The sequence below is a fragment of the Methylobacterium sp. M6A4_1b genome, from assembly GCF_053345175.1.
In genome coordinates this window covers 26,063-51,591 of record NZ_JBKEZQ010000013.1, presented here as the reverse complement: position 1 = coordinate 51,591, position 25,529 = coordinate 26,063, and the positions used below count along the sequence as shown (strand labels likewise).

The following is a 25,529-nucleotide window of genomic DNA, read 5'->3' as shown; positions in this document are numbered from 1 at the left end:
GACGACCCGCCGCGACAAGGCGTTTCAGTGGCGAGTGCCGGCTCAGCCGGCGTCCAGGCCCGCGATGGCGCGGGCGAAGTCGCGGGCCTCGAAGGGCTCCAGGTCCTCCACCCCCTCGCCCACCCCGATGAAGTGAACCGGCAGACCGAACTTGGCCGCCAGTGCCACCAGGATGCCGCCGCGCGCCGTGCCGTCGAGCTTGGTCATGACGAGGCCGGTCACGTTTGCGGCCTTCGAGAACAGCTCGACTTGGCTCAGCGCGTTCTGACCCACGGTGGCGTCGAGAACGAGGATCACGGCGTGGGGTGCCTGCGCATCGATCTTGCGGATCACCCGCAGAATTTTCTCCAACTCCGCCATCAGCCCGGCCTTGTTCTGGAGCCGCCCGGCGGTGTCGATGAGGAGCACGTCGGTGCCCTGGGTTTTCGCCGCCTCGTAGGCGTCGAAGGCGAGTCCCGCCGCGTCCGACCCCTGCGCCCGGGCGATCACCGGCGTCTGCGTGCGCTGGCCCCAGACCTTGAGCTGCTCGATCGCTGCCGCCCGAAAGGTATCGCCTGCCGCCAGCATCAGCGAGTGCCCCTCCGCTTTGAGTTTGAGTGCGAGTTTACCGATGGTGGTGGTCTTGCCGGCCCCGTTGACACCGATCATCAGGATCACGAAGGGCTTCTTCGTGGCATCGATGCGGAAGGGGATCGCCACGGGTGTGAGCGCACGCTCCACCTCCGTCGCCAGGATCTCGCGCACGGCATCCGGCGAGATGCCCTTCTCGTAGCGACCCTTGCCCACGGCCTCGGAGATCCGCGTCGCGGTCTCAATGCCGAAATCGGCCTGGATCAGGGCGTCCTCCAGTTCCTCCAGGGTATCGGCGTCAAGCTTGCGCTTGGTGAACAGGCCGGTGACCCTCTCGGTCAGCGCCGTGGAGGTGCGCTTCATGCCTCCCGTGAGGCGGCTCCACCAGCCACGCTTGGGCTCCTCGCCCGCCGCGTCGGGCTCGGGCATGAAGATCTGTGTCGAGACCTCGTCGGGCTCGGATACTGGCATGGGCCCCGCCTCGGGGGCGACGGCAGGCACGGGAGCGAATGCCTCGCTCGTCGTGCCGGCGGCCTCGGCGCCTCGATTTGGGTCGTCGCCGGCGGTGCCGGCGGGCGGACGCTCTTCGGCTCCCTCCACGGGCTGGAGGTCGGCCCCTTCGAGTTCGTCGGGCACTGCGTTCTTGTCGGGCGTGCCCGTGGCAGGCTCGCCGGGCGGAGGCGGTACGTGGGAGACGTCCGTGGCGGCGGTGGCAAAGTCCGGCTGGCCTTCGGAGAACGAGGCTGGGGAGTCCGGCGGGGGCGCGATCGGGGCGACGAGCGGCTCGGACTGCGCTGCAGGCGCAGGAACCTGTGTCTCGACCGGCTTCGGGTCCGGCGGCTGCACCGGTACCGGCGCGGGCCGCTCCTCCTCCTTGGTGCCGAACATCTTGCGCAGCAGCCAGCCCGGCCTCTTGTCTTCGCTCATTCCCGCTTGCTCCCCGGACCCGGCATGGTTAGCGCGAGGGTATGCCCCCAGCCGATGCCCTCGTAACAGACATAGGCGCGCGCCTCCTCTACCGCGATGCCCTAGTGCTCGTCATCGACAAGCCGGCCGGTTTGCCCGTGCATCCCGGCCCCAAGGGTGGCGAAACCCTCACCGATCACCTCGACGCCCTGCGCTTCGGGTTGCCCCGTCGGCCGGAGGCCGCCCACCGCCTCGATCGCGACACCTCCGGCTGCCTCGCCCTCGGACGCCACGCCAAGGCGCTCGCGCGCCTCAACAGGCTTTTCGCCGCCAGCGGTACGGTGGAAAAGACCTACTGGGCCTTGGTGGAAGGCGGCCCCGAAGAGCAAGCCGGCGCGATCGACCTGGCGCTGGCGCGGCGCTCCGACGATCCGCGCTCCTGGTGGATGAAGGCCGATCCGGCCGGCGACCCTGCGCTGACCCGCTTCACGGTCCTTGGACGCGGCGGCGGCCTGACTTGGCTCGCCCTCTCGCCGGTCACCGGCCGGACCCACCAACTGCGGGTCCATTGCGCCACGATGGGATTCCCGATTCTCGGCGACTCCATCTACGGTACTGCGCCCCGCAGCGGAGGGCCCGGTCTGCAACTGCATGCCCGCGCCCTCAGCGTGCCGCTCTACCCGAAGAAGCCACCGATCCGGGTCGAGGCACCTGTACCCGCACACATGCGGGCAGGCTTGGCGGCCTGCGGAGCCGAGCCCTCTGGACCGTCCTGAGGGAGATCGGGCCGCCTTTCGGCGGGCGCTCAGGCGGCGATCAGCATCCTGCCGTCATGCCCCGTGATCGTCACGTCGGTGAGAATCCCTGGCGACGTTCCGGAGGGGAGCCGGACCGGCGTGAAGGCTTCCGTGCGGCCGAGGCCGCCCCGCTCGGTCAGGACTCGGCGCGTGCGGCCCACTTCGCTGGCGAGGTACGTCGTCAGGGCGGCGTCGCCGGCGGCACGGAGGCGGGCGGCACGGGCTCGGACGACGTCGCCGGGCACGGGCGGCATCCGGGCGGCGGGCGTGCCGGGGCGGGCGGAGTACGGGAAGACGTGGAGATGGGTCAGGCCGCATTCGGCGACGAGGTCGAGGGAGCGGGCGAACTGCGTCTCGGTCTCCGTGGGGAAGCCTGCGATGAGGTCGGCCCCGAAGACGGCATCGGGGCGCAAGATCCTGACTCTGTTGCAGAATTCGATCGCGTCGGCGCGGGCGTGCCGTCGCTTCATCCGCTTCAGGATGAGATCGTCGCCAGCCTGGAGGGAGAGGTGAAAGTGCGGCATCAGCCGCGCTTCGTGCGCGATCGCCTCCATCAGCGCCGCGTCGGCCTCGATGGAATCGATGGAGGAGAGGCGTAGCCGGGCAAGCCCGGGGACCCGCGCGAGGATGGTCCGTATCAGAAATCCCAGGCTCGGAGACGCGTCGAGGTCGCGCCCATAGGCGGTCAGGTCGACGCCCGTGAGCACCACCTCGCACCCGCCGGCCTCGACGATGCGGGCGACCTGGTCGACCACATCCGCCACAGGCACGGAACGTGAATTTCCGCGGCCGAACGGGATGACGCAGAACGTGCAGCGATGGTCGCAGCCGTTCTGGACGGGCACGAAGGCGCGGGTCTGTCCGGCGATGCCGGCGATCCGGGTCGGGCTCGCACGACGCACCGCCATGATGTCGTCGACACTGGTTCGCATATCCGGCCGGACCGGCAGTGACCAGGTCTCGGCCCGGCCCTTCGCGTCGTTGCCGACGAGGCGCGCGACCTCCGGCATCGCCGCGTAGGCGTCGGTCTCCACCTGGGCGCCGCAGCCGGTGACCACGACCTCTGCGCCGGGCCGTGCGCGGGCGAGCTTGCGGATGGCCTTGCGGGCTTGGCGCCCGGCCTCCGTGGTCACCGCGCAGGTGTTGACGATGACGAGGTCCGCGGAGGCGGCGCCCGACTCCGCGTGCCCACGCATCACCTCGGACTCGACGGTGTTGAGGCGGCAGCCGAAGGTCAGGGTCTCGACCGCCATCTCAGGCAGCATCCCCGTCCGGATCCTCGGCGGCGAAGATCCCGGGGGGCAGGCTGCCGTCCCATTCCAGGGCCACCGGGCCGGTCATCAGCACGTGGTCGTCGGCGCGCCACTCGATGACGAGGTCGCCGCCCGGAAGGCCGACGGTCGCGCCGCGGCCGATCATGCGCAGGCGCGCGGCGGCCACCACCGTGGCGCAGGCGGCGGTGCCGCAGGCCAGCGTCAGTCCGGCCCCACGTTCCCAGACCCGCAGCTTGATCCGGTCCGGCCCGACGACCTGGGCGACCGAGATGTTGGCACGGTCCGGGAAGATCGGGTGGTTCTCCAGCATCGGGCCGATGCGGGCGAGGTCGTAGGTGTCGGGATCGCGGTCCACGAAGAACACCGCGTGCGGATTACCCATGTTGACGACGCCGGGCGAATGCAGAACCGGATCGTCGATCGGGCCGATCTGAAGCTCGATCCGGCGGGTGTCCTGGAACGGCTCGGCCAGGGGAATGTCGGTCCAGGCCAGCTTCGGCCGACCCATGTCGACGGTGAAGGAACGCTCTGCGACGCGCTTGACGCCCACGAGGCCCCCCCGGGTCTCGAGAAGCAGCCGGCCGCTCTCGGCGGGCCGCGCCATGGCGGGATCGTCGAGCATCGCATAGGCGACGCAGCGCGTGCCGTTGCCGCAGGCCCCGGCTTCCGAACCGTCGGTGTTGTAGATCCGCAGGAACGCATCGGTGCCGGCTGTGCGGGCATCGTGGATCACCATGAGCTGATCGAACGACGCACGCGGATAGGCCGCGATGGCGCGCGCCTCCCCGGCCGTCACCTGCGTCTGTGTCCCGCGCAGGTCCAGGACCACGATCTGGTTGCCGGCTCCGTGCATCTTCAGGAACCGCCGATGGGCAAGTTCGCTCATGCCGCCTCGTCTCTGTGCCTTGCGTCCGGGGTGTTCGATCGCGTGGGGCTCCGGTCCCCATCGGGGCCAAGGCCTTCCGTGAGGCCGAGGCCTCCCGCGGGGCTATAGGCCAAAGCGACAGCGCACGCACGGGCCTCCAGTGGCGCGGCTGCGTTGCAGAAGCGCCGCGCCCCGCCGGCTTCGTGCGGCGCGACACCCGGGACGTCTCGCCGGGCGGGAGCATCGGGCCTAGTTTCCTGGCACGAGCCCGGAGGCATGCGATTCGCCCTGCCCCGCGCCGATCCGGAGCCACCGCCTTGACCCGCCCACGCTTGAAGTTGCTCGCCGGGGGCCTCGCTCTCTCGGTTGCCTGGGCCGCGAGCCCGGCTCCGGCTCAGCCGGTGACGCCGCCGGCCGCGGCCGACCCGCTGCCGACCACCACCAATCCCGATCCGAAGTCGCCCGGCACGGCGGACATCCCGGTGCCGGCCCAGGCCGGCGCGGCCCCCTCTGCGACGCCGACGGCCGGCCCGCGCCAGACCCTGGTGGCGACGCCCGGCGACGCCAACGACGTCGACGAGGTCTCGTTGCCCGCCAAGCCGGCGGCGATCCTCGCCGGGCGGACGAAGTGGGAGGAGGCGGTGCCGAGCCTCAAGGCGGCCTTCCAGCGCATCGAGGCGGACCTGGCCAAGGCCGGCATCCAGGCGGTGGGGCGTCCGATCGCGGTCTTCGCCAAGACGGACGACGATGGCTTCCAGTACGATGCGATGATCCCGATCGCCGCGATACCAGACCCTAAGCCCGCGGAGGCCGACGGTCTGCGCTTCGGCTCCACACCGAGCGGACGCGCCCTGCGCTTCCCGCACAAGGGCTCCTACGACGAGATCGACGGCACCTACGAGACCCTGACGGCCTATCTCGACGCCAAGGACATCGTGGTGCAGGACCGGTTCATCGAGGAATACGTCACCGACCTGAACGACAAGGCCGACGAGAAGCTCGACGTGAACATCTACGCCCTGCCGAAATAGCGGCCGGCCGGACCGCGTTCGGGGCGGAGCCGCGCCGCCTCCCGCTTTTGAGCTGGATCACGCGGGCCCGCCCATCGAAGGAGCGGTCGTCATGGCCGACGACGATCGGGCTCCATCCCGCGCGCCTCAGGTCGGGCGGCGACTGCCTGGAGGGCAGATCTGGCAGGCGATCCACGAAGTTCTTGATCGGCCGAGAGCCGTCGAAGTGGATCTCCATCTTCAGCGAATCGTCGGAATAGGCCTCGAGACCGCTGGCCCCCCCGTTCTGCAGGCCATCCGCCGGAGGCTTTGGAGGCAGGACCTGCACGCTGGCTTAGCTTTACGGACCTGACCTGAAGTCCGGTGGTGCGAAGATGCTGGCGAAAGCGATAGGAAGGAGATCGTTTTGCCGCGCACCGAAGGGGCACTGGGCTGCGGCGGCTCCCTCAAAACAGACTGGCCTGCGGGGATCGCTCGGTACGCCGGCCCCGTTCCAGTTCCAGCAGGAAGCGCTTCGTCTCGAGGCCGCCGGCGAAACCTGTCAGGGCTCCGCCGGCGCCGATGACTCTGTGGCACGGCACCACGATGGGCAGTGGGTTGGCACCGTTGGCCGCACCGACGGCCCGGCTGGCGCTCGGGCGCCCGATCCGGCGGGCGAGTTCGCCGTAGTTGATCGTCTTGCCCGGTGGGATCTCGGCGAGTGCCTGCCAAACCGTGTGCTGGAACGGCGTCCCTCGTGGTGCGAGGGCGAGGTCGAAGCGGGTGAGGCATCCGTCGAAATAGGCACCCAGCTGGACGCGGGCTTGCGCGAAGGCACCGTCGTCGCGCTGCCAGTCCGGAGCCGGGGTCACCGCTCTCCGGCCACTGCGAAAGCCGATGCAGGCCAGCGCCCCGTCCGCGCCGGCGAGGACCAGCGGACCGATCGGGGTCGGAAGGATCGTGTAGCGTCGTCTCGGCATGGGCCGCCCTATCGGTCAAACCCGTCACCCGCGACGGGCATGTCGGCCGGCTGCGAAGCGCTATCGGGCGACAGGTCTGAATTTCGTCCTGCGTCTCCAACTAAAAGAAGAAAAACCAACCTAGAGTTTGCATGTCGCCCGGGTGCTCCCTAGGTGCGGGCGATAGAATGGCCGCGAATCGGCCACTTACCGTAGGAAAATAGCTTGCGTGTGTAGGAGGAGCTGTCCTTACGTGTCGGCAAGTCTTGATTCCTCGTCCTGACATGAATGTGCCGTGCGACATCTCGGCGATCGACAGGATTTCAGGTGAGCACGATGGCGGGTGATCCGCATTCCGAGCCGATCGTCTCGCTTCCCCGGAGACATTTCACCGCGACGATCACCTCGCCGCGCCAGCTTCAGCAATTCAACGATCACGGCGGCATCGCGGTCAATTTCGACACGCAGCGCTCGACCACGCCCGAAATCATGATCACCGGCTTCTACGGCGAACCCTTGAGCCTGTGGCGGACGCACTCAGCCAGCGGGTTCGTGACCAAGCCGAAATACAATGCACGCCTGCTCTCGATCAGGTTCGTGACGACCGGGCACATCGTCTATCGGCGCCGGAGCGGCGAGATCGAAGGGATGCCGACGCATGCGACGCTCGTCAATTTCGACGATCTGCGCGAGACCCAGGCCTCGAGCGCCTTCAGTGCGGTCGGCGGAACCTTCGGAGTCGATGTCCTGGCGGCTGCCCAGGCCGCCCTCACGGGCGGCAGCGAGCCCGATCTGGCCCAACTCGCCCCCGTCGTCGATGTGGCGGCACCCGGCATACGGTCCCTGTTCCTCACGCTGCGGCAGGCCCAGCATCGAATCGAGGGAGCCGACCGGCACGACGACCTGATCTTTCCCCTTATCCAGGAGATCCTGAGCTACCAGCTGCTGTCGGCTTGGCCGAGGCGCGTTGCATCTGCCCCGTCCAGTGCCAAGGACATTTCCTCCCGCAGTCTCCGGGCGGCGCTGGATTACATCGAGGCGAACCTGTCGCAGGCTCTGACCTTGGCCGAGATCGCGGCGGCCGCCGAGATCAGCGTCCGCTCGCTCCAGGACAAGTTCCGGCGGGAGATCGGATGCACGCCGGTTCAGTTCATCATCGAACGGCGCCTGGCGCGGGCCCATGCGGATCTGGTCTCGTCCACCGGGGAGCCCCTGTCCATCGCCGATGTCGCGCGCCACTGGGGTTTCGTCCACATGGGCGACTTCGCTCAAAGGTATCGCCGCCTCTACGGCCGCACACCCACCGAGACGCGCCGGAACAACAATCGCCCGGCTTGATCCGACCGACGGCACAGTCTTGCTTGTCAAGATTGCGCAAGTTCGTGTCGATATTGCGAAAATTTGACATTTACTATGACAGTCTCTACTATAAAATCGGAGCGATGCTGGTGACGTTACGACGTGTTGCCGCTATCGCGGTTGTATTTGCTGCCAGATTCTATGGTGTGCGTTGTGAACTCTCCGTCGATGGTCGAACCGCCCGTGTCGCCCCATGCCGTATACTGAACCCACGCTTTCTTGGCTCGAGAACCTGAACCGGCGCGAACGCGTCGCGCCGCCGGCCTATGCCAAGGACGCCCCGACTGGCGCGATCGGCCTTCGACCGCCGACCGTCGACGTGGTTGCGGGTCTCGAGGACGAACTGCAGAAGCGCCTCGGAGAGGTCGTGTTCTCGACGCTCTGCGAGAAGCTCGGCAGGCCGAACGTGGTGCTGACGGAGGGCGATGCCGACATCGAGGCCGACGGGCTGACGGCAGACCATCTGCGAGCGGCGCGTGCGTTGCTCAACTGGTCGATGTCCGATCTGGCCTCGAAGAGCGGTCTGTCCATCTCGACGATCAAGCGCGTCGAAGTGGAACCGCAGGACGTGACTCGGCGGAGCTACCGGCTCGTGGTCGAGACGTTCCGAATGGGCGGCATCCGCTTTCTCACCCTCGATGACGGTACCATTGCGGTGGCCAAGGTCATCCCGGCCGCTCCCGGCGTCGCCGAGCTCCCGCAGTTACAAGGCTCCACGTCCCCGCGCCGCGCCGGATAATTCGGTCGCCCGGCCTGGCCTTGGCCGCGCAGTCGTCGCCGGCACCCGCAGCGTCGTGGGCCTCCGCTCCCGGCTCGGAAAGTCTCGGTCGCTGGTGGCGATGTCGCGCGGTCCGCGCATTCGCGTGTTTCCTGACCTTCGAGGCCGGTGTGCGGGAGGCGTGTTTCGCTGCGGGAATGGAATGTCTTCCCCGGCGATCAACAGGCTCGATGCTTGTGGATGACCGTAAGGTCAAGTTCCAGCCACATTCGAGCGGAAGGTTCGACGCTCGGCTGTTTCAGCGGAGGCTGTCATGACAGTGACGATCTTTGATCCTCTGACCGGGAAGATGGTAACCATCACGCTGCCCGACCGGGTCTAGCCCGGGTCGGCGCTCCCGCCCCGGGTGGGACGGGAGCGTTCGACGGACGGGCGCTACTCTGCCGCCTCACTGTAGGACTCGACGGGCGGGCAGGCGCAGACGAGGTTGCGGTCGCCATAGGCGTTGTCGACCCGGTTGATCGGGGGCCAGTACTTGTCCATCCCGAGGCTTCCCGAGGGGAAGCACGCCGCCTCGCGCGAATAGGGGCGTTCCCAGGTCCCGACGAGATCGCGCACCGTGTGCGGCGCGTGCTTGAGGGGGTTGTTCGCCTTGTCCATCCGGCCCTCCTCGATGGCGCGAATCTCCTCGCGGATCGCCAGCATGGCGTCGCAGAAGCGGTCGATCTCGCCCTTGGTCTCGGATTCGGTGGGTTCGATCATCAGGGTGCCGGCCACCGGCCAGGACATGGTCGGCGGGTGGAAGCCACAATCGATCAGGCGCTTGGCGATATCGTCGACGCTCACGCCGGCGCTTTTCTGGAAGGGCCGCACGTCGATGATGCACTCGTGCGCCACCCGGCCGTTGGCGCCGGAATACAGCACCGGATAGGCGCCCTTCAGGCGGGCCGCGATGTAGTTGGCGTTGAGGATGGCGATGCGGGTCGCCTGGGTCAGGCCGCGCCCGCCCATGAGCAGGCAGTAGCTCCACGAGATCGGCAGGATCGAGGCCGAGCCGTAGGGCGCGGCCGAGACCGCCCCCTCTTCCCCGTTGCGCGGGTCGGAGGGCAGGAACGGGATCAGATGCGCCTTGACGCCGATCGGACCCATGCCGGGGCCTCCGCCGCCATGCGGGATGCAGAAGGTCTTGTGCAGGTTGAGGTGGCTGACATCGGCGCCGATGTCGCCGGGCCGCGCCAGGCCCACCAGGGCGTTGAGGTTGGCCCCGTCGAGGTAGACCTGCCCGCCATGGCCGTGGACGATGTCGCAGATCGCGCGGACCTGGACCTCGAACACCCCGTGGGTCGACGGGTAGGTGATCATGCACGCGGCGAGCTTTTCGGAATGCTGCTCGGCCTTCCGACGGAAATCGTCGAGATCGACGTTGCCCTGCGCGTCGGCGCCGACGACAACCACGCTCATGCCGCACATCTGCGCCGAGGCCGGGTTGGTGCCGTGGGCCGAGGACGGGATCAGGCAGACGGTCCGGTGCGTGTCGCCCCGCGACAGGTGGTAGGCGCGGATGGCCAGCAGCCCCGCGTATTCCCCCTGCGCGCCGGAATTCGGCTGCATCGAGATCGCGGCGTAGCCGGTGATGGCGCACAGCTTCTCGGACAGGTCGCCGATGAGGGCCTGATACCCTTCCGCCTGATCGACCGGCACGAAGGGGTGGATCTCGGCGAATTCCGGCCACGAGATCGGCAGCATCTCGGCGGTGGCATTGAGCTTCATCGTGCAGGAGCCGAGGGGGATCATCGCCCGGTCCAGGGCCAGGTCCCGGTCGGCGAGGCGGCGCATGTAGCGCGTCATCTCGCTCTCGGCGCGGTTCATGTGGAAGATCGGGTGGGTCAGGTAGGGCGAGATCCGCACCAGTCCGGCGGGCAGGCGGGTCTCGGGCCAGGCCTCGTCATAGGCCGGGTCCGTGGCCCCGAAGGCGCGCCAGACGGCCTGGAGGATGTCGGGACGGGTGCGCTCGTCCACCGTGATGCCGATGCGGTCCTCGCCGACTTTCCGCAGGTTGACGCCGTTGGCCACCGCCTGTCCGAGGATCAGGCCCTGGAAGGCGCCGACCCGCACGGTGATCGTGTCGAAGAAGTGCTCCGGCTCCACCGTGAAGCCGAGGGCTTCCAAGCCGCCGGCGAGGCGCACGGCGTCGCGGTGGACCCGGGCGGCGATGGCCTTGAGCCCGCGCGGGCCGTGGAACACCGCATACATGCCGGCGATGACGGCGAGCAGCACCTGCGCGGTGCAGATGTTCGACGTCGCCTTCTCGCGGCGGATGTGCTGCTCGCGGGTCTGGAGCGCCAGGCGGTAGGCGCGGTTGCCGCGGGCATCCACCGAGACCCCGACGAGACGCCCCGGCAGGGTGCGCTTGTGCGCGTCGCGGGTGGCCATGTAGGCCGCGTGCGGGCCGCCATAGCCCATCGGCACGCCGTAGCGCTGCATCGAGCCGACGGCGATGTCGGCACCCATCTCGCCCGGAGAGGTTAGGAGCGTCAGGGCCAGGGGGTCGGCTGCCACGACCGCGACCGCACCGGCCGCGTGCAGATCGGCGATGGGCCGGGTCAGATCGCGGATGCCGCCGCAGACGCCGGGATACTGGAAGATCGCGCCGAAGACCTGGGCGGGGTCGAGGTCGCTGGCCGGATCGCCGACCGCGATGGTCCAGCCCAGCGGCGCGGCGCGGGTGCGCAGCACCGCGATGGTCTGGGGCAGGCACTCGGCATCGACGAAGAAGGTCGTCTTGCCATTGGCGGAGATCCGATGGGCCATGCCCATGGCTTCCGCGGCGGCGGTGGCCTCGTCGAGGAGCGAGGCGTTGGCGATGTCGAGGCCGGTGAGGTCGCAGACCAGGGTCTGGAAGTTCAGGAGCGCTTCGAGGCGCCCCTGGCTGATCTCGGGCTGGTAAGGCGAGTACGCGGTGTACCAGGCCGGGTTCTCGAAGATGTTGCGCTGGATCACCGGCGGCATGGTGGTGCCGTGGTAGCCCTGGCCGATCAGCGAGACGAGCAGCCGGTTCCGGTCGGCGATGCCGCGCATGTGCTCGATCACCCGTCGCTCGGTCATGGCGACCCCGAAATCGAGGCGCTCCTCCTGGCGGATGTCGGCCGGCAGGGTCTCGTCCATCAGGGTGTGCAGACTCTCGGCGCCCACGATGCCCAGCATCGCGTCGATTTCCTGCGTCGTCGGTCCGATGTGGCGGCGGTTGGCGAAGTCGTAGGGGTCGTAGCGATCGGTCGTCATGTGTGGCCTCGGAAGGTGAAGTGTATGGACTGCGCCGAGGCTCTCACCGGTCTCTGCGAGAGGGAGCGCAGGGGGCGTAGGGCGTGTCTGGTACCTGCTCGAAGCACCGCGTCATCCTGGGGCCGCGCAGCGGAGCCCAGGGTCCGGAACCGCCGGTGGTGCACGGACTGCGGCGCCGTCGGCGGTTCCGGATTCCGGGCTCACCTGCGGCGACCCGGAATGACGGCGTGCCCTGTGAGGCGGTCGTCGTCCCACGTCGGCGCGGCGCTACTCGGCGAGGGCTGCTCGGCGAGGGTTACTTGGCGACGACTACTTGGCGAACTCGGCGTAGGCGGCCTCGTCCATCAGCCCGTCGAGGCTGGCCGGATCGTCGAGGCGGATGCGGTAGAGCCAGCCGGCACCCTGCGGGTCGGCGCCGACGCTGGACGGGTCGGCCACCGCCGCCTCGTTGACCTCGGTCACCTCGCCCGAGACCGGGGCGTAGACGTCGGAGGCCGCCTTCACCGATTCGACGACGGCCGCGGCCTCGCCCTTGGTCAGCTTCGCGCCGACCTTCGGCAGTTCGATGAAGACGAGATCTCCGAGCTGCTCGGCGGCATGGGTGGTGATGCCCACCGTGGCGACGTCGCCGACGCAGTCCAGCCACTCGTGCTCGTCCGTGAACTTCCGCATCGCTCTCTCCTGGTTGATGGCAAGGCCGGGGTGATGGAACGGGCCGGATCAGACGCGCTTGAAGCCCGCCGGCACGAAGGGAAGGCGCGCCACCGCGACGGCGAGGCGCTTGCCGCGCACCTCGGCGAAGACGCGGGTGCCGGGGGCGGCCAGCGCGGCCGGCAGGTAGCCCATGGCGATCGGGGCCTGCAGGCTCGGCCCGAAGCCGCCGGAGGTCACTTGGCCGACCGCCGCGCCGGTCTCGTCGGCGAAGAGCGGCGCGCCTGCCCGTACGGGCGTGGGTCCTTCGGGCGCCAGGCCGACGCGCCTGCGGGCCGGTCCGGCCTCCAGGGCGTCGAGGATACGCGCGGCGCCGGGAAAGCCACCGGCCCGGGTCCCGCCGCGCCGGCGCACCTTCGGAATGGCCCAGGACAAGCCGGCCTCCACCGGGTCGGTGCCGGGATCGATGTCGTTGCCGTGCAGGCACAATCCGGCTTCGAGGCGCAGAGAGTCGCGGGCGCCGAGCCCGATCGGCAGCACGGCCGGATCGGACAGCAGCGCTTCGGCCAGGGCCTCGGCCCTGTCCTCGGGTACGGAGATCTCGAAGCCGTCCTCGCCGGTATAGCCGGAGCGACTGACGATGGCGGATGTGCCGAGGAGGCCGAGCATCCGCACGTCCATGAAGCGCATCTCGGCCACCTCCGGCGCCAGCCGGGCCAGGGCTCCCTCCGCACCCGGCCCTTGCAGGGCGACGAGGGCACGGGCCAGCACGGTCACCTCGCAGACGTCCGATAGGTGCGCTCGGAGATAGGCCTCGTCGGCCACCTTGTTGGCCGCGTTGACCACGAGGAACAGGCTGTCGCCGCAATGGGCGACCATCAGATCGTCGCGGATGCCGCCGGACGTGTCGAGCAGGAGTCCGTAGCGCTGTCGGCCCGGCTGCAGGCCGAGCACGTCGATGGGAAGAAGGGCCTCCAGGGCACGCGCGGCGTCCTCAATGTCTCCCGAGCGTGGGACCAGCCGGATCTGGCCCATATGCGACACGTCGAAGAGGCCGGCCTGGGCCCGCGTGTGCAGGTGCTCCTTGAGCAGGCCCGCCGGGTACTGCACCGGCATGGCATAGCCCGCGAACGGAACCATCCGGCCGCCATGGCGCAAGTGCAGGGCATGCAGGGGTGTGCGGGCCACAGCGAGGGACATCGGATCTCTCCACGACACAAAGCCTCCGGAAGCTCGAATGAGCGTTTCCGGCTGCCCCCATCTGTCGCGGTTACCTGAGAGCTTCTCCCCAACCGCAGTTGCGGTTCGGGATTTCTCCTTCGGTGGACGCCGTCAGGCGCCTCTCTCCAGATTGTCCAACGGTACGGTGATTGTGCCTGAGAGTTTCCGGGGGTGGTTGCTCCGTCGGCGCCATGGTTCGAAGGCTTCTATCTGTGAAACGCTCGACCTGGGCTCTCCCGTATCGTCTTTGATGACCGAGTCAGGGTTTCACATTGCACTGCATCATGCAAGGCGCTCTGCCGGGTTTGCACGTTACGCTTCGCCGGATCCGTCAGCCCGGGCATGGTCCGGAATTGACGTCGGGAACCACGCAGACTCGGGCTGGATTCACCCAGCATGCCGATCCCATCAGGGCACGACCTCGCCGGCCCCCGCCCCCGCCGGACCCGCTCCGCAAAGCCCGCAGCGGCTGCGGTCGACCCGGCCCTGAGCGACAAGGCGCTGGCGATCCACATGCGCCTCTGTCTGGTCTACGGCTGCCCGATCCCGTACTTCCACAGTCTGGATCCGTTGAGCGAACTCGTTTCCTCGCTCCTCTCCCATCGGACCCGCAACGCCGAATCCGGCCGCGCCTTCAAGGCTCTGCGGGCGCGCTACCCCGATTGGGCGCTGATGCTGGCCGCGCCCGTCTCCGAGATCGAGGCGACGATCGCCGGGGTGACCTGGCCCGAACTGAAGGCACCAAGGCTCCAGGCGATCCTTTTCGCCGTGCAGGCCCGTCACGGCGCACTCACCCTCGACTTCCTGAAGGACATGGCGGTGGAGGAGGCACGGGCCTGGCTCGAGGCGATTCCCGGTGTCGGTCCGAAGACCAGCGCGGCGGTGCTCTCGTTCAGCATCCTCCGGATGCCGGCTCTGCCGGTGGACAGCCACCACCACCGGGTGGCCCAGCGCACGGGACTCATCGGACCCCGCGTCGATGTCGGGCCGGCGCACCCGATCCTGCGGGCGCAACTGCCCGCCGACTGGAGCGCGCAGGCCCTCTACGACAACCACGAAGTGCTGATGCTGCACGGGCAGGAGGTCTGCCACCACCGCAATCCTGCCTGCGGCCGCTGCGTGCTCCTCGACCTCTGCCCCGAGGGACAGGCGCGCATGGGCGGGGGTGGAGCGCTCAGGGAGCCGTAATGGGGCGGGTATGAGCGGCACCCCGTGATCGGATCGCCTGGACCGATCAGTCTTGACCGGCTCCGGCGCGGCGTCCAGAAACCGGCGCGCGGCCCTGCCGGCCTTGCCGGTCGCCGCCACTCCCAATCCGCACGAGGACCCCGCCGCGATGACCGCGTTCAAGGAACTGGTGTTCTCGGGCGTACAGCCGACCGGGAACCTGCATCTCGGCAATTATCTCGGCGCCATCAAGCGTTTCGTCGAGATGCAGGCACGCGATGCGCAGTGCCTGTACTGCGTCGTCGACCTTCACGCGATCACCCTGTGGCAGGACCCGGCCGCGCTCAAGGGCCAGATCCGCGAGGTCACCGCCGCCTTCCTCGCGGCCGGCATCGACCCGAAGCGATCGATCGTCTTCAACCAGAGCCAAGTGCCCCAGCACGCCGAACTCGCCTGGATCTTCAACTGCGTGGCACGGCTGGGCTGGCTCAACCGCATGACCCAGTTCAAGGACAAGGCCGGCAAGGACCGGGAGAACGCCTCGATCGGTCTCTACGACTATCCCGTGCTGATGGCGGCCGACATCCTCGCCTACCGTGCCACCCACGTTCCCGTGGGCGAGGACCAGAAGCAGCACCTGGAACTGACCCGCGACATCGCCCAGAAGTTCAATAACGACTTCGCCGGATCGATCGCCGCCCATGGACACGACGCGGGTGCGGGCTTCTTCCCCGTCACCGAGCCGCTGATCGGCGGGCCGGCCGCTCGCGTCATGAGCCTGCGCGACGGCACCAAGAAGATGTCGAAATCGGACGCCTCCGACAATTCGCGCATCAACCTCACGGACGACGCCGATGCTATCGCAGCGAAGGTGCGGAAAGCCAAGACAGACCCGGACGCCCTCCCCTCCGAGGTGGCCGGGCTCGCCGGTCGCCCCGAGGCCGACAACCTCGTGGGCATCTTCGCGGCCCTGAAGGACGTCGCGCGCGAGGACGTGCTGCGCGATTACGGCGGTGCCCAGTTCTCGGCCTTCAAGGGCGCGCTCGTGGAACTCGCGGTGGAGACCCTGGCGCCGCTGGGCGCCGAGATGAAGCGCCTCGTGGCCGACCCGGCCGAGATCGACGCGGTGCTCGCCGACGGCGCCGAGCGCGCCGAAGCCATCGCGGCCCCGACCCTGGATGCCGTCAAGGACATCGTGGGCTTCGTTCGGCGGACGCGGCTGCGGAGCGTTTGAGGCGGCCCGCCCTCTTCTCCCAGCGAGAGAGGGCGGTCTCGCTGTTTTCAGCTCTCGCCGCGCGCCACCCGAGCCTCGTACTCGGGCAGCTCGATCCTACCCTCCTTCGCCACGCGGGCCTTGTCCTCCTCGGGGATGACGTCCGCGACCATGTCGAGGCGCTTCCAGAGGGCGAGCGGCGTCTGCTTCTCGGGAGTCGGGACGTATCGGTTCTGCGACACCTTCTGGTACTTGTGGATGTAGCGCGGGCAGTTGACCCAGGCCTTCGTGACCTCGACGCGGACGAGGTACTTGGCTTCCGTGTATTCGGCCATCAGGGGATCGTCGCGCAGCATCCGGGCATGGCCCTGGACGCGGACCCGGTGCGGGGTCTCGAAGTCGATGAACAGCAGGCCGACCTTGGACTGGCCCTCGATGTTGCCCATCGAGTACCACATGCCGTTGCCGTCGAAGCCGGGGAACACGAGGGTGTTGCCGTCGATCACCTTCACGAAGCCGGGGCTGCCGCCCTTGTAGGAGACGGTGGGCATGCCATCGGGGTCGACGGTCGAGAGGAAGAACATGTCCCGGCTGCCGATGAAGGCGGCTTCGGTCTCGCCGATCCTGTCCTGCACCCAGCCGGTATCCAGGCGCTCGGCGAGCTTGACGGTCTTGAACTCTTCCTGGAGCGCGCGATGCGCGTCGTAGTAGAGGGATGCCATGGGTGTCCTCCGGGTTTCGGCTGCTCTCAGATGGGCGGCCGTTGCGGGGAGGATTGCCGGGATTTCCTGAGAATCACAACAGCGGCGCGCGTCCTTCTCCTTCCTGCGGGAGAAGGTGATCCGCGTCAGCGGGTCGGATGAGGGGAGCGCGCTGTCCCGGAGAGGTCGCTCCCTCTCCCGCCTGCTCCGCAGGCACCCTCCCCCACCTCAAGTCGGGCCTGCCCGACTCGAGCACTTAGAGGCAGATCTCGGGCAAGCCCGAGGGCTGTTGCGAGGGAGGGTTTTTCGTCCTCCGAGGCCGAGCGAAGCCGGCCTCGAAATGCCGATCAGTTCTTGGCGCCGATCAGTTCTTGGCCTTGTCGACCAGGGCCTTCTCGGAGATCCACGGCATCATGCCGCGCAGCTTGGCGCCGACCTCCTCGATCGGGTGGGCGGCGAGCTTGGCGCGGGTGGCCTTGAACGAGGTCTGGCCGACCTTGTTCTCCAGCATCCAATCGCGGGTGAACTTGCCCGACTGGATGTCGTTGAGGACGCGCTTCATCTCGGCCTTCGTCTCGGGCGTGACGATGCGGGGACCCGTGACGTACTCGCCGTACTCGGCGGTGTTGGAGATCGAGTAGTTCATGTTGGCGATGCCGCCCTCGTAGATGAGGTCGACGATGAGCTTCACCTCGTGGAGGCACTCGAAATAGGCCATCTCGGGGGCGTAGCCACCCTCGACCAGGGTCTCGAAGCCGGCCTTGATCAGCTCGACGAGGCCGCCGCAGAGCACGGCCTGCTCGCCGAACAGGTCGGTCTCGCACTCTTCCTTGAAGGTGGTCTCGATGATGCCGGCGCGGCCGCCGCCATTGGCCGAGGCGTAGGAGAGGCCGAGATCGTGGGCGTTGCCCGAGGCGTCCTGCGCGATGGCGATCAGGGTCGGAACGCCGCCGCCCTTGAGGTATTCGCCGCGCACGGTGTGGCCGGGACCCTTCGGGGCGACCATGAGCACGTCGAGGTCCTTGCGGGGCTCGATCAGGTTGAAGTGCACGTTGAGGCCGTGGGCGAACAGGAGGGCGGCGCCCTGCTTCATGTTCGGCTCCAGCGACTCCTTGTAGATGTCGCCCTGGAGTTCGTCGGGGGTGAGCATCATGACGACGTCGGCCTGCTTGGCGGCGTCTGCGACGTTCATCACCGTGAAGCCCTCGTGCTCCGCCTTCTTGGCAGTGGCCGAGCCCTCGCGGAGCGCGATGACGATGCCCTTGACGCCCGAATCGCGGAGATTCAGCGCGTGGGCATGGCCCTGGCTGCCGTAGCCGACGATGACGACCTTCTTGCCCTTGATCAGGTTGAGGTCGGCGTCGCGATCGTAATAGACCCGCATGGGTTGGTTCCTCTTTTCGTGGGTGTCAGGGTCGGGCCTGGCCGTAGAGGGCCAGGAACTGGTCGACGGCGCGGGCCGCGTCGCATCGGATCTCGGCGACGTCGAGGTCGAGGGCGTCGCCGAGAAGAAGTCTGATCTGGATGTCGCGCCCGACCAGACCCAGGAAGGTCCGGAAGGCCGTTTCGCTGTCCTCGAAGGCCAGGAACCCGGCCGCGCGTCCCGCCTCGAGCACGGGCTTGACCCGCCCCCCGATCGCGAGCCGCCCGTTCGCCAGCACGATGCCACCGAGGTTGCTCTTGCGCGAGCCGGCATGCGCGATGGCGATGCGGTTGAGGACCACCGAGGTGCGGCCCGCGATGACGTCGAGCCAGGTCACCGCGAAGTCGAGCAGGCGGTTGCGCAGGGTGGCCGCGTCGAGGGCGCTCCCGGCGTCGCGCCCCGCATGGACGCGCGAGGCCTGCCAGCGCACCGTGGCGGTGAGGAGACCGTCCCGGTCCCCGAACCACTTGTAGAGGGTTTCCTTCGAGCAGCTCGCGCGGCGCGCCACCGCATCCATGGTGAGTTGGTCGCCTTTCTCGACGAGGAGAGCGAGCACGGCATCGAGCACCGCCTGCTGGCGGGCCGAGGGCGCGTCGTGCACCGTCTCGCCTGGGTGAGCCGAACTCGAGGACATGCTTCCGATGTGCCAGTACCGTAACGTACGGTACGCAGCTTCCTAAGCCGATTCGGCCACGCGGGCAAGGGGGCCTCGCCAGACCTCATCCGGGCAGTTTGAGGCCTTCGCGGGCGAAGACCGTCTGTACGGCGGGTCGCGCGGCCATGGCGCGGGCATGCGCAGTCCAAGCGGGGAAGCGCTCGGCCATGTCGAAGCCGAGGGCCGGGCCGCGGCCCCAGATCCAGAACAGCAACAGGTAGGGATCGGCGACGCTGTAGGCATCGCCGACGGCCCAGCCGCCGTTGGAAAGCTTGACTTCGGTCATCGTGAACAGGTCGCCGCAGCTTTCCGCCCCCTTGGCCTGGATGCCCGGGAAAGCAGATTCGTCATTCGTGTAGCGCTCGGCCCGGCGGATATGCGCGTAGGCGATGTGGTGGCCGGTGGAGAGCCATCCGAGCCACTCGTCCACCCGGGCCTGGTCGCGCGGCGCTTCCGGCCAGAGGCCGGCTCCGGGATGCGTGCGGGCGATGTGGCGCAGGATCGCGGTGTTCTCCGTGAGAACCCACTCTCCTTCCACCAAAGCCGGCACGCGGCCGCGTTCGTTGACGGCCAAGTATTCGGCCGCGCGCTGATCGCCCCTGGCAAGGTCGAGCCGCACCGTCTCGTAGGGCGTGCCGGTCTCCTCAAGGGCGATGTGGGCGGCGAGCGAGCAGGCGCCGGGGGCGTAGTAGAGGGTTGTCATGGCATCCTTCCAAGCCGCTTCAATCGGCGTCGAGCCTGCGCCGGACGCTCGCCAGCATCCCGCCCGGCCCATGACCCATCGTGCGGAGCGCGCGCCCGCCGGGCGCCGGCTCGATCCTGACGCCGCACGTCGCTCCGATCCCGCCGGAAATCCGGTGAACGAACGCGTGCCCGGATCGCGTCGGCCTAGCCCCCGACGCTCGATCTTCCGCCGGAAGGAAGGCGCATTGTGCGCCGGCGCGCCGAACCTACATCGGCTCGGCGCCGCGCCCCATCGCGGCGATACCGGTGCGCGAGATCTCCACGAGGCCGATCACCGTCATCAGGCCGATGAAGCGGTCGATCTCCTCGGTCGTGCCGGTGACCTCGAACACGAAGGAGTTCAGGGTCGCGTCCAGGGTCTTGGCACCGAAGGCGGCCGCGAGGGTGAGGGATTCGGTGCGGTGTTCGCCCGTGCCCGCCACCTTGACCAAGCAGAGCTCGCGCTCGAGGGCCTTGCCCTGGAGGGTGAGATCGACGACCCGGTGCACGGGCACGAGGCGGTCGAGCTGTGCCTTGATCTGCTGGATCACCGCGTCGGTGCCGGCGGTGACGATGGTGATGCGGGAGAGATGGCGCGCCACCTCGGTCTCCGACACCGTCAGGCTCTCGATGTTGTAGCCCCGTCCCGAGAACATGCCCGAGATCCGGGCGAGCACGCCGGGCTCGTTGTCGACGATGACGGCCAGGGTGTGCCGGTTGATCGGCTCGACCCGGCCGGCATCGGGATAGTGCGTGTTCATGGCGTTCATGGCGTGCCCCGGACCTTCGTCTGCGATGGCGTGTCGTGTGAGGCCCGGCCGGGCCGATCGGATGAGACCGGGCGCGGCGGCGCCCGGTCCGAGTGCGTCAGGATGGGTCCGGAGGCTCAGACCAGCATCTTGCCCTCTGCGGAGATGACGTCGCCGAGCTCCACTCCGGTCTCGCCGAGATAGTCGGACAGCAGCATCTCGTTGTGCGCCTTGCCCGACGGGATCATCGGGAAGCAGTTCTCCTTCTTGTCGACGACGCAGTCGAAGACGACCGGGCCGTCATAGTCGAGCATCTCGGCGATCGCCGCGTCGAGGTCGCCCGGCTTCTCGCAGCGGATGCCCTTGGCGCCATAGGCCTCGGCAAGCTTCACGAAGTCGGGCAGGCTTTCGGAATAGCTCTGCGAGTAGCGCGAGCCGTGCAGCAGCTCCTGCCACTGGCGCACCATGCCCATGTACTCGTTGTTCAGGATGAAGATCTTGACCGGCAGGCGGTACTGCACAGCCGTGGAGAGCTCCTGCATGTTCATCAGGATCGAGGCCTCGCCGGCGATGTCGATGACGAGGCCGTCCGGGTGGGCGAGCTGCGTGCCGATGGCCGCCGGCAGGCCATAGCCCATGGTGCCGAGGCCGCCGGAGGTCATCCAGCGGTTCGGCTCATCGAACTTGAAGTACTGTGCCGCCCACATCTGGTGCTGGCCGACCTCGGTGGTGACGTAGGTCTCCCGATCCTTGCAGGCCTCGTAGAGGCGCTGCACGGCGTATTGCGGCTTGATGATCGTACCCGACGGCCAGTAGGCGAGGCAGTCGCGCGCCTTCCAGGTGCGGATCTTCGTCCACCAATCCTCCAGGCGGGCCTTGTCCGGCTGGCGCGGAAGCGCCGTCCAGGCGGCGAGCATGTCTTCCAGCACCGAGCCGCAATCGCCGACGATCCCGACATCGACCTTGACGACCTTGTTGATCGACGAGGCGTCGATATCGATGTGGATCTTCTTCGAGAACGGCGCGAAGGCATCGAGGCGGCCGGTGATGCGATCGTCGAAGCGCGCGCCGATGCAGACCATGACGTCGCAATCATGCATCGCCAGGTTGGCCTCGTAGGTCCCGTGCATGCCGAGCATGCCGAGGAACTGATCGTCGGAAGCCGGGAAGGCGCCGAGGCCCATCAGGGTCGAGGTGACGGGAAAGCCCGTTTCGGCGGCGAGCCTGCGCAGCAGGGCCGAGGCGTGCGGGCCGGCATTGATGACGCCGCCGCCCGTGTAGAGGATCGGCCGGCGAGCCGATGCCATCAGCTCGACGGCGGCCTGGATCTGGCCTGCGTCGCCCTTGAATGCCGGCTTGTAGGTCTTGTGGCCGTTCTGGGTCGGGCGCTCGTAGACGCCGGACGCGAACTGGATGTCCTTCGGCAGGTCGACGACGACCGGGCCGGGGCGCCCGTTGGCGGCGACGTAGAACGCCTCATGCAGGATGCGCGGCAGGTCGTCGATCGATTTGACCAGGTAGTTGTGCTTCGTGCAATGGCGCGTGATGCCGACCGTATCGCATTCCTGGAAGGCGTCCGTGCCGATCAGGTGCGTCGGAACCTGGCCCGTGATGCAGACGAGCGGGATCGAGTCGAGCAGCGCATCGGTCAGGCCGGTGATGATGTTGGTGGCGCCCGGCCCCGAGGTGACGAGCACGCAGCCGACCTTGCCGGACGAGCGGGCATAGCCTTCCGCCGCGTGGACGGCGCCCTGCTCGTGGCGCACGAGGATGTGCTTCAGGGTCTCCTGGTGGAAGAGCGCGTCGTAGATCGGCAGCACCGCCCCGCCGGGATACCCGAACAGCGTGTCGACACCCTGATCCTGAAACGCCCGGATGACCATTTCGGCCCCGGTCATGACCTCGCCGCCCATCGTCCTGCTCCTTGAAACTGTCTGTGCTGCTCGTGTCGTCCGGCGCGTCGCGGCAATAAAAAAGGGTCCCGAGGGACCCTGCATGCGCCACCATTCGGATCGCGGACCCTGCTGTCAGGTCCGCCCCGTCGGTGGCGCTTCCATTACGATAAGGATGGCACGCATCGCGTCTTCGTCCGCCTCGTTCGTCCGCCCGAGAGGACGAATCGAAAAATCGTGTGGGGTGTCATACCGAAGGCCGAGACACCGGTCAACGCCGAGACGCATGATCTTGCCGGTTCCGGCGTCGCACTTTCCCAAGCCACGGACGTCGGACGGAGGTCGATCTACTCGACCGGAACTTCTCCGAGGATGGCGCCGGTCTTCGGGTCCGCATCGAACCGCATGCGCCGCCCGTCCTTGATCCCCTCGCCGTCCCAGTGACCGTCATCGGCTTCGAGCTTGGTGATCTCGCTGTAGCCGGCACTCGTCAGGGCCTGCTTCGTCTGAGCCGGGGTCAGCCAGTCCGCGCCGGGCGTATCGGCCGCCGCCATCCCGGGGCCGGTGAGGAGCAAGACGGTCAGGGCAGCGGCACGGATGGCATGGACGGGTCGGGACATGCGAAGGCTCCTGGGACGGGACGTTCCGGCGAGCGCCGGTGCGGGAGAGTCTAGGGGCGATCGACCGGCATCGCGAGAGCGCTGTCCGAGGCGAGACCACGGATTCGTGTTTGCCCCCTCGTGCATCGCCGTCCTATCAAGGCCGAGATCCGCGCTCGGATCGCGTCCGGTTCCGGCCTGCCTACGAGGATTCCCGCCCCTGTCCGAGACCAGCGCCTTCCTTCTCCTGGACGTGGCGGGTGTCCCCTGCGCGCTCGCGCGGACGTCGGTGAGCGAGGTGCTGCCGCTCCCGGATCTGCACGTACCGCCGGCTGGGGGCGGGCCGTTGGCGGGCTTCCTCAATCTCGGCGGCACACCAGTGCCCGTGGTCGACCTCGCCTGGCTGCTCGGTCTGCGCACCGAAGCTGCGCGCGGCGAGGCTGAGGACGCCTACCGGCACATTCTCCTCGATGCGCCACGGGGCATCGGTTTCCTGGTCGACCGCGTCGAGGACCTGATCACGGTCGAGGATGCGGCGCTCCGCCCGATCGTGGCGGAGCGGACGCTCAACGGCTGCGTGGTCGCCGAGATCGCGCGCGAGGACGGGCTGGTCCACGTGCTCGGCATGTCCCGCCTCCTGACGGCGGAGGAGCAGGCGCGCCTGTCGGCCCTGGCCGATGCGGCGGCCGAGCGCCTCGCCGCGCTGACGACCGCCTGACCCGGTCGCGATCCGGCATGCAGCGCCCATGACGCGTCCGCCGCGCTCCGGCCCGGAGGTCGATCCGGGCTTCCCCGCCCTCAAGGCCCGGATCATCGCGCGCACCGGCCACCACTATTATGCCGACAAGGACGACCTGCTGTTCGACCGCCTGCGCAAGCGCTTCCGGGCACTCGGGATCGCGGATTCGACGGCGTACGCCGCCTGCCTCGACGACCGCCTGACCGGTGGTCCGGAATGGGCGGCGCTCGAGGCCGAGATCACGATCGGCGAGACGTTCTTCTTCCGCTACGCGGAGCAGTTCGCGGCCCTGCGCACCACCATCCTGCCCGCGCTGATCGCTGCCCGTGCGGCCGAGCGCACCCTCCGGGTCTGGAGCGCCGGCTGCTCCACGGGGGCCGAGCCCTACTCCATCGCCATCCTGCTGCACGAGCTCCTCGGGACTGCCCTGCCCGAGTGGCGGGTCTCGATCCTCGGCACCGACATCAGCACCGCCGCCCTCGAGACCGCGCGGACGGGGATCTACGGCCGCTGGGCCCTGCGCACCCTGCCACCCGGCGAGCGCCTGCGCTATTTCGTGCCGGGTCCGGCCGTCGCGGGGCCGGGCCGCGACGGCACCTACGCCTTGCGCCCGGAATTCCGCCGGATGGTGCGCTTCGAGCGACGCAACCTGATGGACCTCCTCGATGTCCGCGCCGTCCCGCCCATGGCCGAGTTCGATCTCATCCTCTGCCGCAACGTGCTCATCTACTTCGAGGCCGAAATCGTCCTCGGCATCGTCCGCGGCCTTGGCCGACGCCTGACGCGGGAGGGCTGGCTCCTGATCGGCCATGCCGAGCCGAATCCCGCCATCGCGGCGATGCTGGAGCCCGTGAACCTGCCCGGGACCGTTGCCTATCGTCCGCGGGGCGTGGTCTCGACCGTCGTCGCGCCGGCGCCCTGGGTGCCGGCGCCGATGCCCGACCCCGCGCCGGCTCCCGGTCCCGCCTTCGCGCCCGCCGTCGCGGTGCCATCTCTGGCAGAAGTCGGACTGTCCGGGGTCTGGGAGCGCGTCGAGCCTGAGGCCGACGGGCCGTCGGGCGATCTGGAGCGGATCCGGACGCTGGCCGATGCCGGCGAGACCGCGGCGGCCTGGCGGACGGTGCGGGGGGCGATCCAGACCGCACCGACCGACCCTGTCCTGCATTACTACGACGGCCTCCTCGCCCACAGCCTCGGACGGGAGGCGGAAGCCGAGCGGGCCTGGCGCGGCGCGCTCTACCTCGACCGCGCGTTCGTGATGGCGCATTACCAGCTCGGTCTGCTGATGATCGGCCTCGGCCGGCGCTCGGAAGCGGTGCGGGCCCTCGACAACGCCATCCGTCTGGCCCAATCCCTGGCGCCGGATGCGGTGGTGGCCGAAGGCGATGGGCTGGGCCCGCACGAGCTCGCGCGCAGCGCCGCCCTTGCCCGTGCGGGCGTGACAGGAGAAGGGCCGTGACGCAGACCCGGGCCGAAGCCCCCGCCGTCCGCCTGCAGGCCCTGCGCGCCGAGCGCTCCCGTCTGCTCGCCCGGCGCGGACGCGCGACGGCCGAGGCTGGGACGCCGACCCGCGCCGTCCTCGTCTGTGCCTGCGGCGACGACCGCTTCGCCCTCGCCCTTTCCCAGGTCGCGCAGGTGCTGCCGGCCCGGCCCGTGACCCCTCTCCCCGGGGCCCCGCCGGCGGTCCTCGGTCTCATCGCCATCTCCGGCCGCGTCGTCAGCCTGATCGCCCTGGGGGGCGCCCTCGGACGCGGCATGCAGGCGGCGAGCGGCGAGGGCCACGTGGTCCTGCTGCGCGGGGGCGCAGTGCCGGTGGCGCTCGCCGTCGACCGCGTTCTCGGTGTCGCCGAAATCGCCGAGGCGGCGGAGGCCCCGGCCTTCGGTGAGGCCGGTTTGAGCACGGAGGCGGTTTCGGGCTATGCCCCGCCCGGCGCCGGACCGGATGGGGAACCCGGCTTCGTCATCGTCGATGTGGCGCACCTGCTGCGCCGCTACCTGCCGTGACCGATCCTGCCCCGATGCCGCTCCGGCGGTGAGACTTCTCGTGATGCCGAGATCCCGGGGCGCCACCTGCCAC

The 25,529-nt window shown here is 68.8% G+C and carries 23 protein-coding genes and 1 riboswitch; of the genes, 9 read left to right on the top strand and 14 right to left on the bottom strand.

The genetic code is table 11. The features are described from left to right. Positions 1-42: 42 nt before the first annotated feature. Complete coding sequence (gene ftsY / locus ACLBWX_RS14285) at positions 43-1,497, bottom strand: signal recognition particle-docking protein FtsY (protein ID WP_447677701.1); 1,455 nt, start codon at positions 1,495-1,497, stop codon at positions 43-45. 41 nt (positions 1,498-1,538) lie between these two features. On the opposite strand from ftsY, the gene ACLBWX_RS14280 reads away from it, so the two are divergent. Further along, entirely contained in the window at positions 1,539-2,252 is a 714-nt protein-coding gene (locus tag ACLBWX_RS14280) for an RluA family pseudouridine synthase (RefSeq protein ID WP_447677700.1), read from the top strand. Between the two features lie 29 nt (positions 2,253-2,281). On the opposite strand, the gene mtaB is transcribed toward ACLBWX_RS14280, so the two are convergent. Then, positions 2,282-3,526 carry a tRNA (N(6)-L-threonylcarbamoyladenosine(37)-C(2))-methylthiotransferase MtaB gene (gene mtaB, locus ACLBWX_RS14275; protein ID WP_447677767.1) on the bottom strand — a complete coding sequence of 415 codons (1,245 nt, stop codon included), beginning with the start codon at positions 3,524-3,526 and terminating at the stop codon, positions 2,282-2,284. 1 nt (position 3,527) lies between these two features. Further along, positions 3,528-4,433, bottom strand: coding sequence for a diaminopimelate epimerase (gene dapF / locus ACLBWX_RS14270; protein ID WP_447677699.1), 906 nt, complete (start codon positions 4,431-4,433; stop codon positions 3,528-3,530). Positions 4,434-4,729: 296 nt separating this feature from the next. On the opposite strand from dapF, the gene ACLBWX_RS14265 reads away from it, so the two are divergent. Further along, entirely contained in the window at positions 4,730-5,443 is a 714-nt protein-coding gene (locus ACLBWX_RS14265) for a GyrI-like domain-containing protein (RefSeq protein WP_447677698.1), read from the top strand. A 425-nt stretch (positions 5,444-5,868) separates the two neighbouring features. Here the strand turns inward: ACLBWX_RS14265 and ACLBWX_RS14260 are convergent, their stop codons facing one another. After that, positions 5,869-6,381 carry a methylated-DNA--[protein]-cysteine S-methyltransferase gene (locus ACLBWX_RS14260; RefSeq protein ID WP_447677697.1) on the bottom strand — a complete coding sequence of 171 codons (513 nt, stop codon included), beginning with the start codon at positions 6,379-6,381 and terminating at the stop codon, positions 5,869-5,871. Between the two features lie 315 nt (positions 6,382-6,696). Here ACLBWX_RS14260 and ACLBWX_RS14255 point away from each other — a divergent pair, with 315 nt between their 5' ends. Both ACLBWX_RS14255 and ACLBWX_RS14250 read left to right on the top strand, forming a co-directional pair. Then, a complete protein-coding gene (locus ACLBWX_RS14255) occupies positions 6,697-7,698 on the top strand; it encodes a helix-turn-helix domain-containing protein (protein ID WP_447677696.1) in 1,002 nt (333 codons plus the stop codon). 214 nt (positions 7,699-7,912) lie between these two features. Further along, positions 7,913-8,458: a helix-turn-helix domain-containing protein gene (locus ACLBWX_RS14250; RefSeq protein WP_447677695.1), complete on the top strand. Its 546-nt coding sequence runs from the start codon at positions 7,913-7,915 to the stop codon at positions 8,456-8,458. Positions 8,459-8,872: 414 nt separating this feature from the next. Here the strand turns inward: ACLBWX_RS14250 and gcvP are convergent, their stop codons facing one another. From gcvP to gcvT, 3 genes are all read right to left on the bottom strand, one after another. After that, positions 8,873-11,719 (bottom strand): aminomethyl-transferring glycine dehydrogenase, encoded by a 2,847-nt coding sequence (gene gcvP / locus ACLBWX_RS14245; RefSeq protein ID WP_447677694.1) that lies wholly within the window; start codon positions 11,717-11,719, stop codon positions 8,873-8,875. A 309-nt stretch (positions 11,720-12,028) separates the two neighbouring features. Then, positions 12,029-12,391, bottom strand: a complete 363-nt coding sequence (gcvH, locus tag ACLBWX_RS14240; RefSeq protein WP_447677693.1) for a glycine cleavage system protein GcvH — start codon at positions 12,389-12,391, stop codon at positions 12,029-12,031. A 48-nt stretch (positions 12,392-12,439) separates the two neighbouring features. After that, entirely contained in the window at positions 12,440-13,570 is a 1,131-nt protein-coding gene (gene gcvT / locus ACLBWX_RS14235; protein WP_447677692.1) for a glycine cleavage system aminomethyltransferase GcvT, read from the bottom strand. A 51-nt stretch (positions 13,571-13,621) separates the two neighbouring features. Further along, positions 13,622-13,730, bottom strand: a riboswitch (glycine riboswitch). 257 nt (positions 13,731-13,987) lie between these two features. Between gcvT and ACLBWX_RS14230 the strand changes: the two genes are divergently transcribed. Then, on the top strand, positions 13,988-14,779 hold the full coding sequence (locus ACLBWX_RS14230) for an endonuclease III domain-containing protein (RefSeq protein WP_447677691.1): 792 nt from the start codon (positions 13,988-13,990) through the stop codon (positions 14,777-14,779). Positions 14,780-14,927: 148 nt separating this feature from the next. Continuing rightward, on the top strand, positions 14,928-15,992 hold the full coding sequence (gene trpS / locus ACLBWX_RS14225; protein WP_447677690.1) for a tryptophan--tRNA ligase: 1,065 nt from the start codon (positions 14,928-14,930) through the stop codon (positions 15,990-15,992). A gap of 47 nt (positions 15,993-16,039) precedes the next feature. On the opposite strand, the gene ACLBWX_RS14220 is transcribed toward trpS, so the two are convergent. The 7 genes from ACLBWX_RS14220 to ACLBWX_RS14190 form a co-directional block, all read right to left on the bottom strand. Further along, positions 16,040-16,693 (bottom strand): pyridoxamine 5'-phosphate oxidase family protein, encoded by a 654-nt coding sequence (locus ACLBWX_RS14220; protein WP_447677689.1) that lies wholly within the window; start codon positions 16,691-16,693, stop codon positions 16,040-16,042. 343 nt (positions 16,694-17,036) lie between these two features. Next, complete coding sequence (gene ilvC / locus ACLBWX_RS14215; RefSeq protein WP_056183570.1) at positions 17,037-18,056, bottom strand: ketol-acid reductoisomerase; 1,020 nt, start codon at positions 18,054-18,056, stop codon at positions 17,037-17,039. 25 nt (positions 18,057-18,081) lie between these two features. Next, positions 18,082-18,729, bottom strand: coding sequence for a TetR/AcrR family transcriptional regulator (locus tag ACLBWX_RS14210; RefSeq protein WP_447677688.1), 648 nt, complete (start codon positions 18,727-18,729; stop codon positions 18,082-18,084). An 85-nt stretch (positions 18,730-18,814) separates the two neighbouring features. Continuing rightward, the gene (locus ACLBWX_RS14205; RefSeq protein ID WP_447677687.1) at positions 18,815-19,453 is read right to left on the bottom strand and encodes a glutathione S-transferase family protein; all 639 of its coding nucleotides are present in this window, start codon (positions 19,451-19,453) and stop codon (positions 18,815-18,817) included. A 247-nt stretch (positions 19,454-19,700) separates the two neighbouring features. Further along, positions 19,701-20,243 carry an acetolactate synthase small subunit gene (gene ilvN, locus ACLBWX_RS14200; RefSeq protein WP_056183565.1) on the bottom strand — a complete coding sequence of 181 codons (543 nt, stop codon included), beginning with the start codon at positions 20,241-20,243 and terminating at the stop codon, positions 19,701-19,703. A 116-nt stretch (positions 20,244-20,359) separates the two neighbouring features. Beyond that, the gene (locus tag ACLBWX_RS14195) at positions 20,360-22,135 is read right to left on the bottom strand and encodes an acetolactate synthase 3 large subunit (protein ID WP_447677686.1); all 1,776 of its coding nucleotides are present in this window, start codon (positions 22,133-22,135) and stop codon (positions 20,360-20,362) included. Positions 22,136-22,461: 326 nt separating this feature from the next. Beyond that, on the bottom strand, positions 22,462-22,734 hold the full coding sequence (locus tag ACLBWX_RS14190; RefSeq protein WP_447677685.1) for a PepSY domain-containing protein: 273 nt from the start codon (positions 22,732-22,734) through the stop codon (positions 22,462-22,464). 199 nt (positions 22,735-22,933) lie between these two features. Between ACLBWX_RS14190 and ACLBWX_RS14185 the strand changes: the two genes are divergently transcribed. The 3 genes from ACLBWX_RS14185 to ACLBWX_RS14175 are packed head-to-tail and all read left to right on the top strand — an operon-like array spanning position 22,934 to position 25,456. Next, positions 22,934-23,431 carry a chemotaxis protein CheW gene (locus ACLBWX_RS14185; protein WP_447677766.1) on the top strand — a complete coding sequence of 166 codons (498 nt, stop codon included), beginning with the start codon at positions 22,934-22,936 and terminating at the stop codon, positions 23,429-23,431. 28 nt (positions 23,432-23,459) lie between these two features. Beyond that, positions 23,460-24,911, top strand: coding sequence for a CheR family methyltransferase (locus ACLBWX_RS14180; protein WP_447677684.1), 1,452 nt, complete (start codon positions 23,460-23,462; stop codon positions 24,909-24,911). Continuing rightward, complete coding sequence (locus ACLBWX_RS14175) at positions 24,908-25,456, top strand: chemotaxis protein CheW (protein WP_447677683.1); 549 nt, start codon at positions 24,908-24,910, stop codon at positions 25,454-25,456. Before ACLBWX_RS14180 ends, ACLBWX_RS14175 begins: the two co-directional genes overlap by 4 nt. Positions 25,457-25,529 lie beyond the last annotated feature (73 nt).

Excerpts from the sequence above, each read along its gene's own strand:
- ftsY (WP_447677701.1), bottom strand. The coding sequence starts at position 1,497 with ATGAGCGAAGACAAGAGGCCGGGCTGGCTGCTGCGCAAGATGTTCGGC.
- ACLBWX_RS14280 (WP_447677700.1), top strand. The coding sequence starts at position 1,539 with ATGCCCCCAGCCGATGCCCTCGTAACAGACATAGGCGCGCGCCTCCTC.
- mtaB (WP_447677767.1), bottom strand. The coding sequence starts at position 3,526 with ATGGCGGTCGAGACCCTGACCTTCGGCTGCCGCCTCAACACCGTCGAG.
- dapF (WP_447677699.1), bottom strand. The coding sequence starts at position 4,433 with ATGAGCGAACTTGCCCATCGGCGGTTCCTGAAGATGCACGGAGCCGGC.
- ACLBWX_RS14260 (WP_447677697.1), bottom strand. The coding sequence starts at position 6,381 with ATGCCGAGACGACGCTACACGATCCTTCCGACCCCGATCGGTCCGCTG.
- ACLBWX_RS14255 (WP_447677696.1), top strand. The coding sequence starts at position 6,697 with ATGGCGGGTGATCCGCATTCCGAGCCGATCGTCTCGCTTCCCCGGAGA.
- ACLBWX_RS14250 (WP_447677695.1), top strand. The coding sequence starts at position 7,913 with ATGCCGTATACTGAACCCACGCTTTCTTGGCTCGAGAACCTGAACCGG.
- gcvP (WP_447677694.1), bottom strand. The coding sequence starts at position 11,719 with ATGACGACCGATCGCTACGACCCCTACGACTTCGCCAACCGCCGCCAC.
- gcvH (WP_447677693.1), bottom strand. The coding sequence starts at position 12,391 with ATGCGGAAGTTCACGGACGAGCACGAGTGGCTGGACTGCGTCGGCGAC.
- gcvT (WP_447677692.1), bottom strand. The coding sequence starts at position 13,570 with ATGTCCCTCGCTGTGGCCCGCACACCCCTGCATGCCCTGCACTTGCGC.
- ACLBWX_RS14230 (WP_447677691.1), top strand. The coding sequence starts at position 13,988 with ATGCCGATCCCATCAGGGCACGACCTCGCCGGCCCCCGCCCCCGCCGG.
- trpS (WP_447677690.1), top strand. The coding sequence starts at position 14,928 with ATGACCGCGTTCAAGGAACTGGTGTTCTCGGGCGTACAGCCGACCGGG.
- ACLBWX_RS14220 (WP_447677689.1), bottom strand. The coding sequence starts at position 16,693 with ATGGCATCCCTCTACTACGACGCGCATCGCGCGCTCCAGGAAGAGTTC.
- ilvC (WP_056183570.1), bottom strand. The coding sequence starts at position 18,056 with ATGCGGGTCTATTACGATCGCGACGCCGACCTCAACCTGATCAAGGGC.
- ACLBWX_RS14210 (WP_447677688.1), bottom strand. The coding sequence starts at position 18,729 with ATGTCCTCGAGTTCGGCTCACCCAGGCGAGACGGTGCACGACGCGCCC.
- ACLBWX_RS14205 (WP_447677687.1), bottom strand. The coding sequence starts at position 19,453 with ATGACAACCCTCTACTACGCCCCCGGCGCCTGCTCGCTCGCCGCCCAC.
- ilvN (WP_056183565.1), bottom strand. The coding sequence starts at position 20,243 with ATGAACGCCATGAACACGCACTATCCCGATGCCGGCCGGGTCGAGCCG.
- ACLBWX_RS14195 (WP_447677686.1), bottom strand. The coding sequence starts at position 22,135 with ATGGGCGGCGAGGTCATGACCGGGGCCGAAATGGTCATCCGGGCGTTT.
- ACLBWX_RS14190 (WP_447677685.1), bottom strand. The coding sequence starts at position 22,734 with ATGTCCCGACCCGTCCATGCCATCCGTGCCGCTGCCCTGACCGTCTTG.
- ACLBWX_RS14180 (WP_447677684.1), top strand. The coding sequence starts at position 23,460 with ATGACGCGTCCGCCGCGCTCCGGCCCGGAGGTCGATCCGGGCTTCCCC.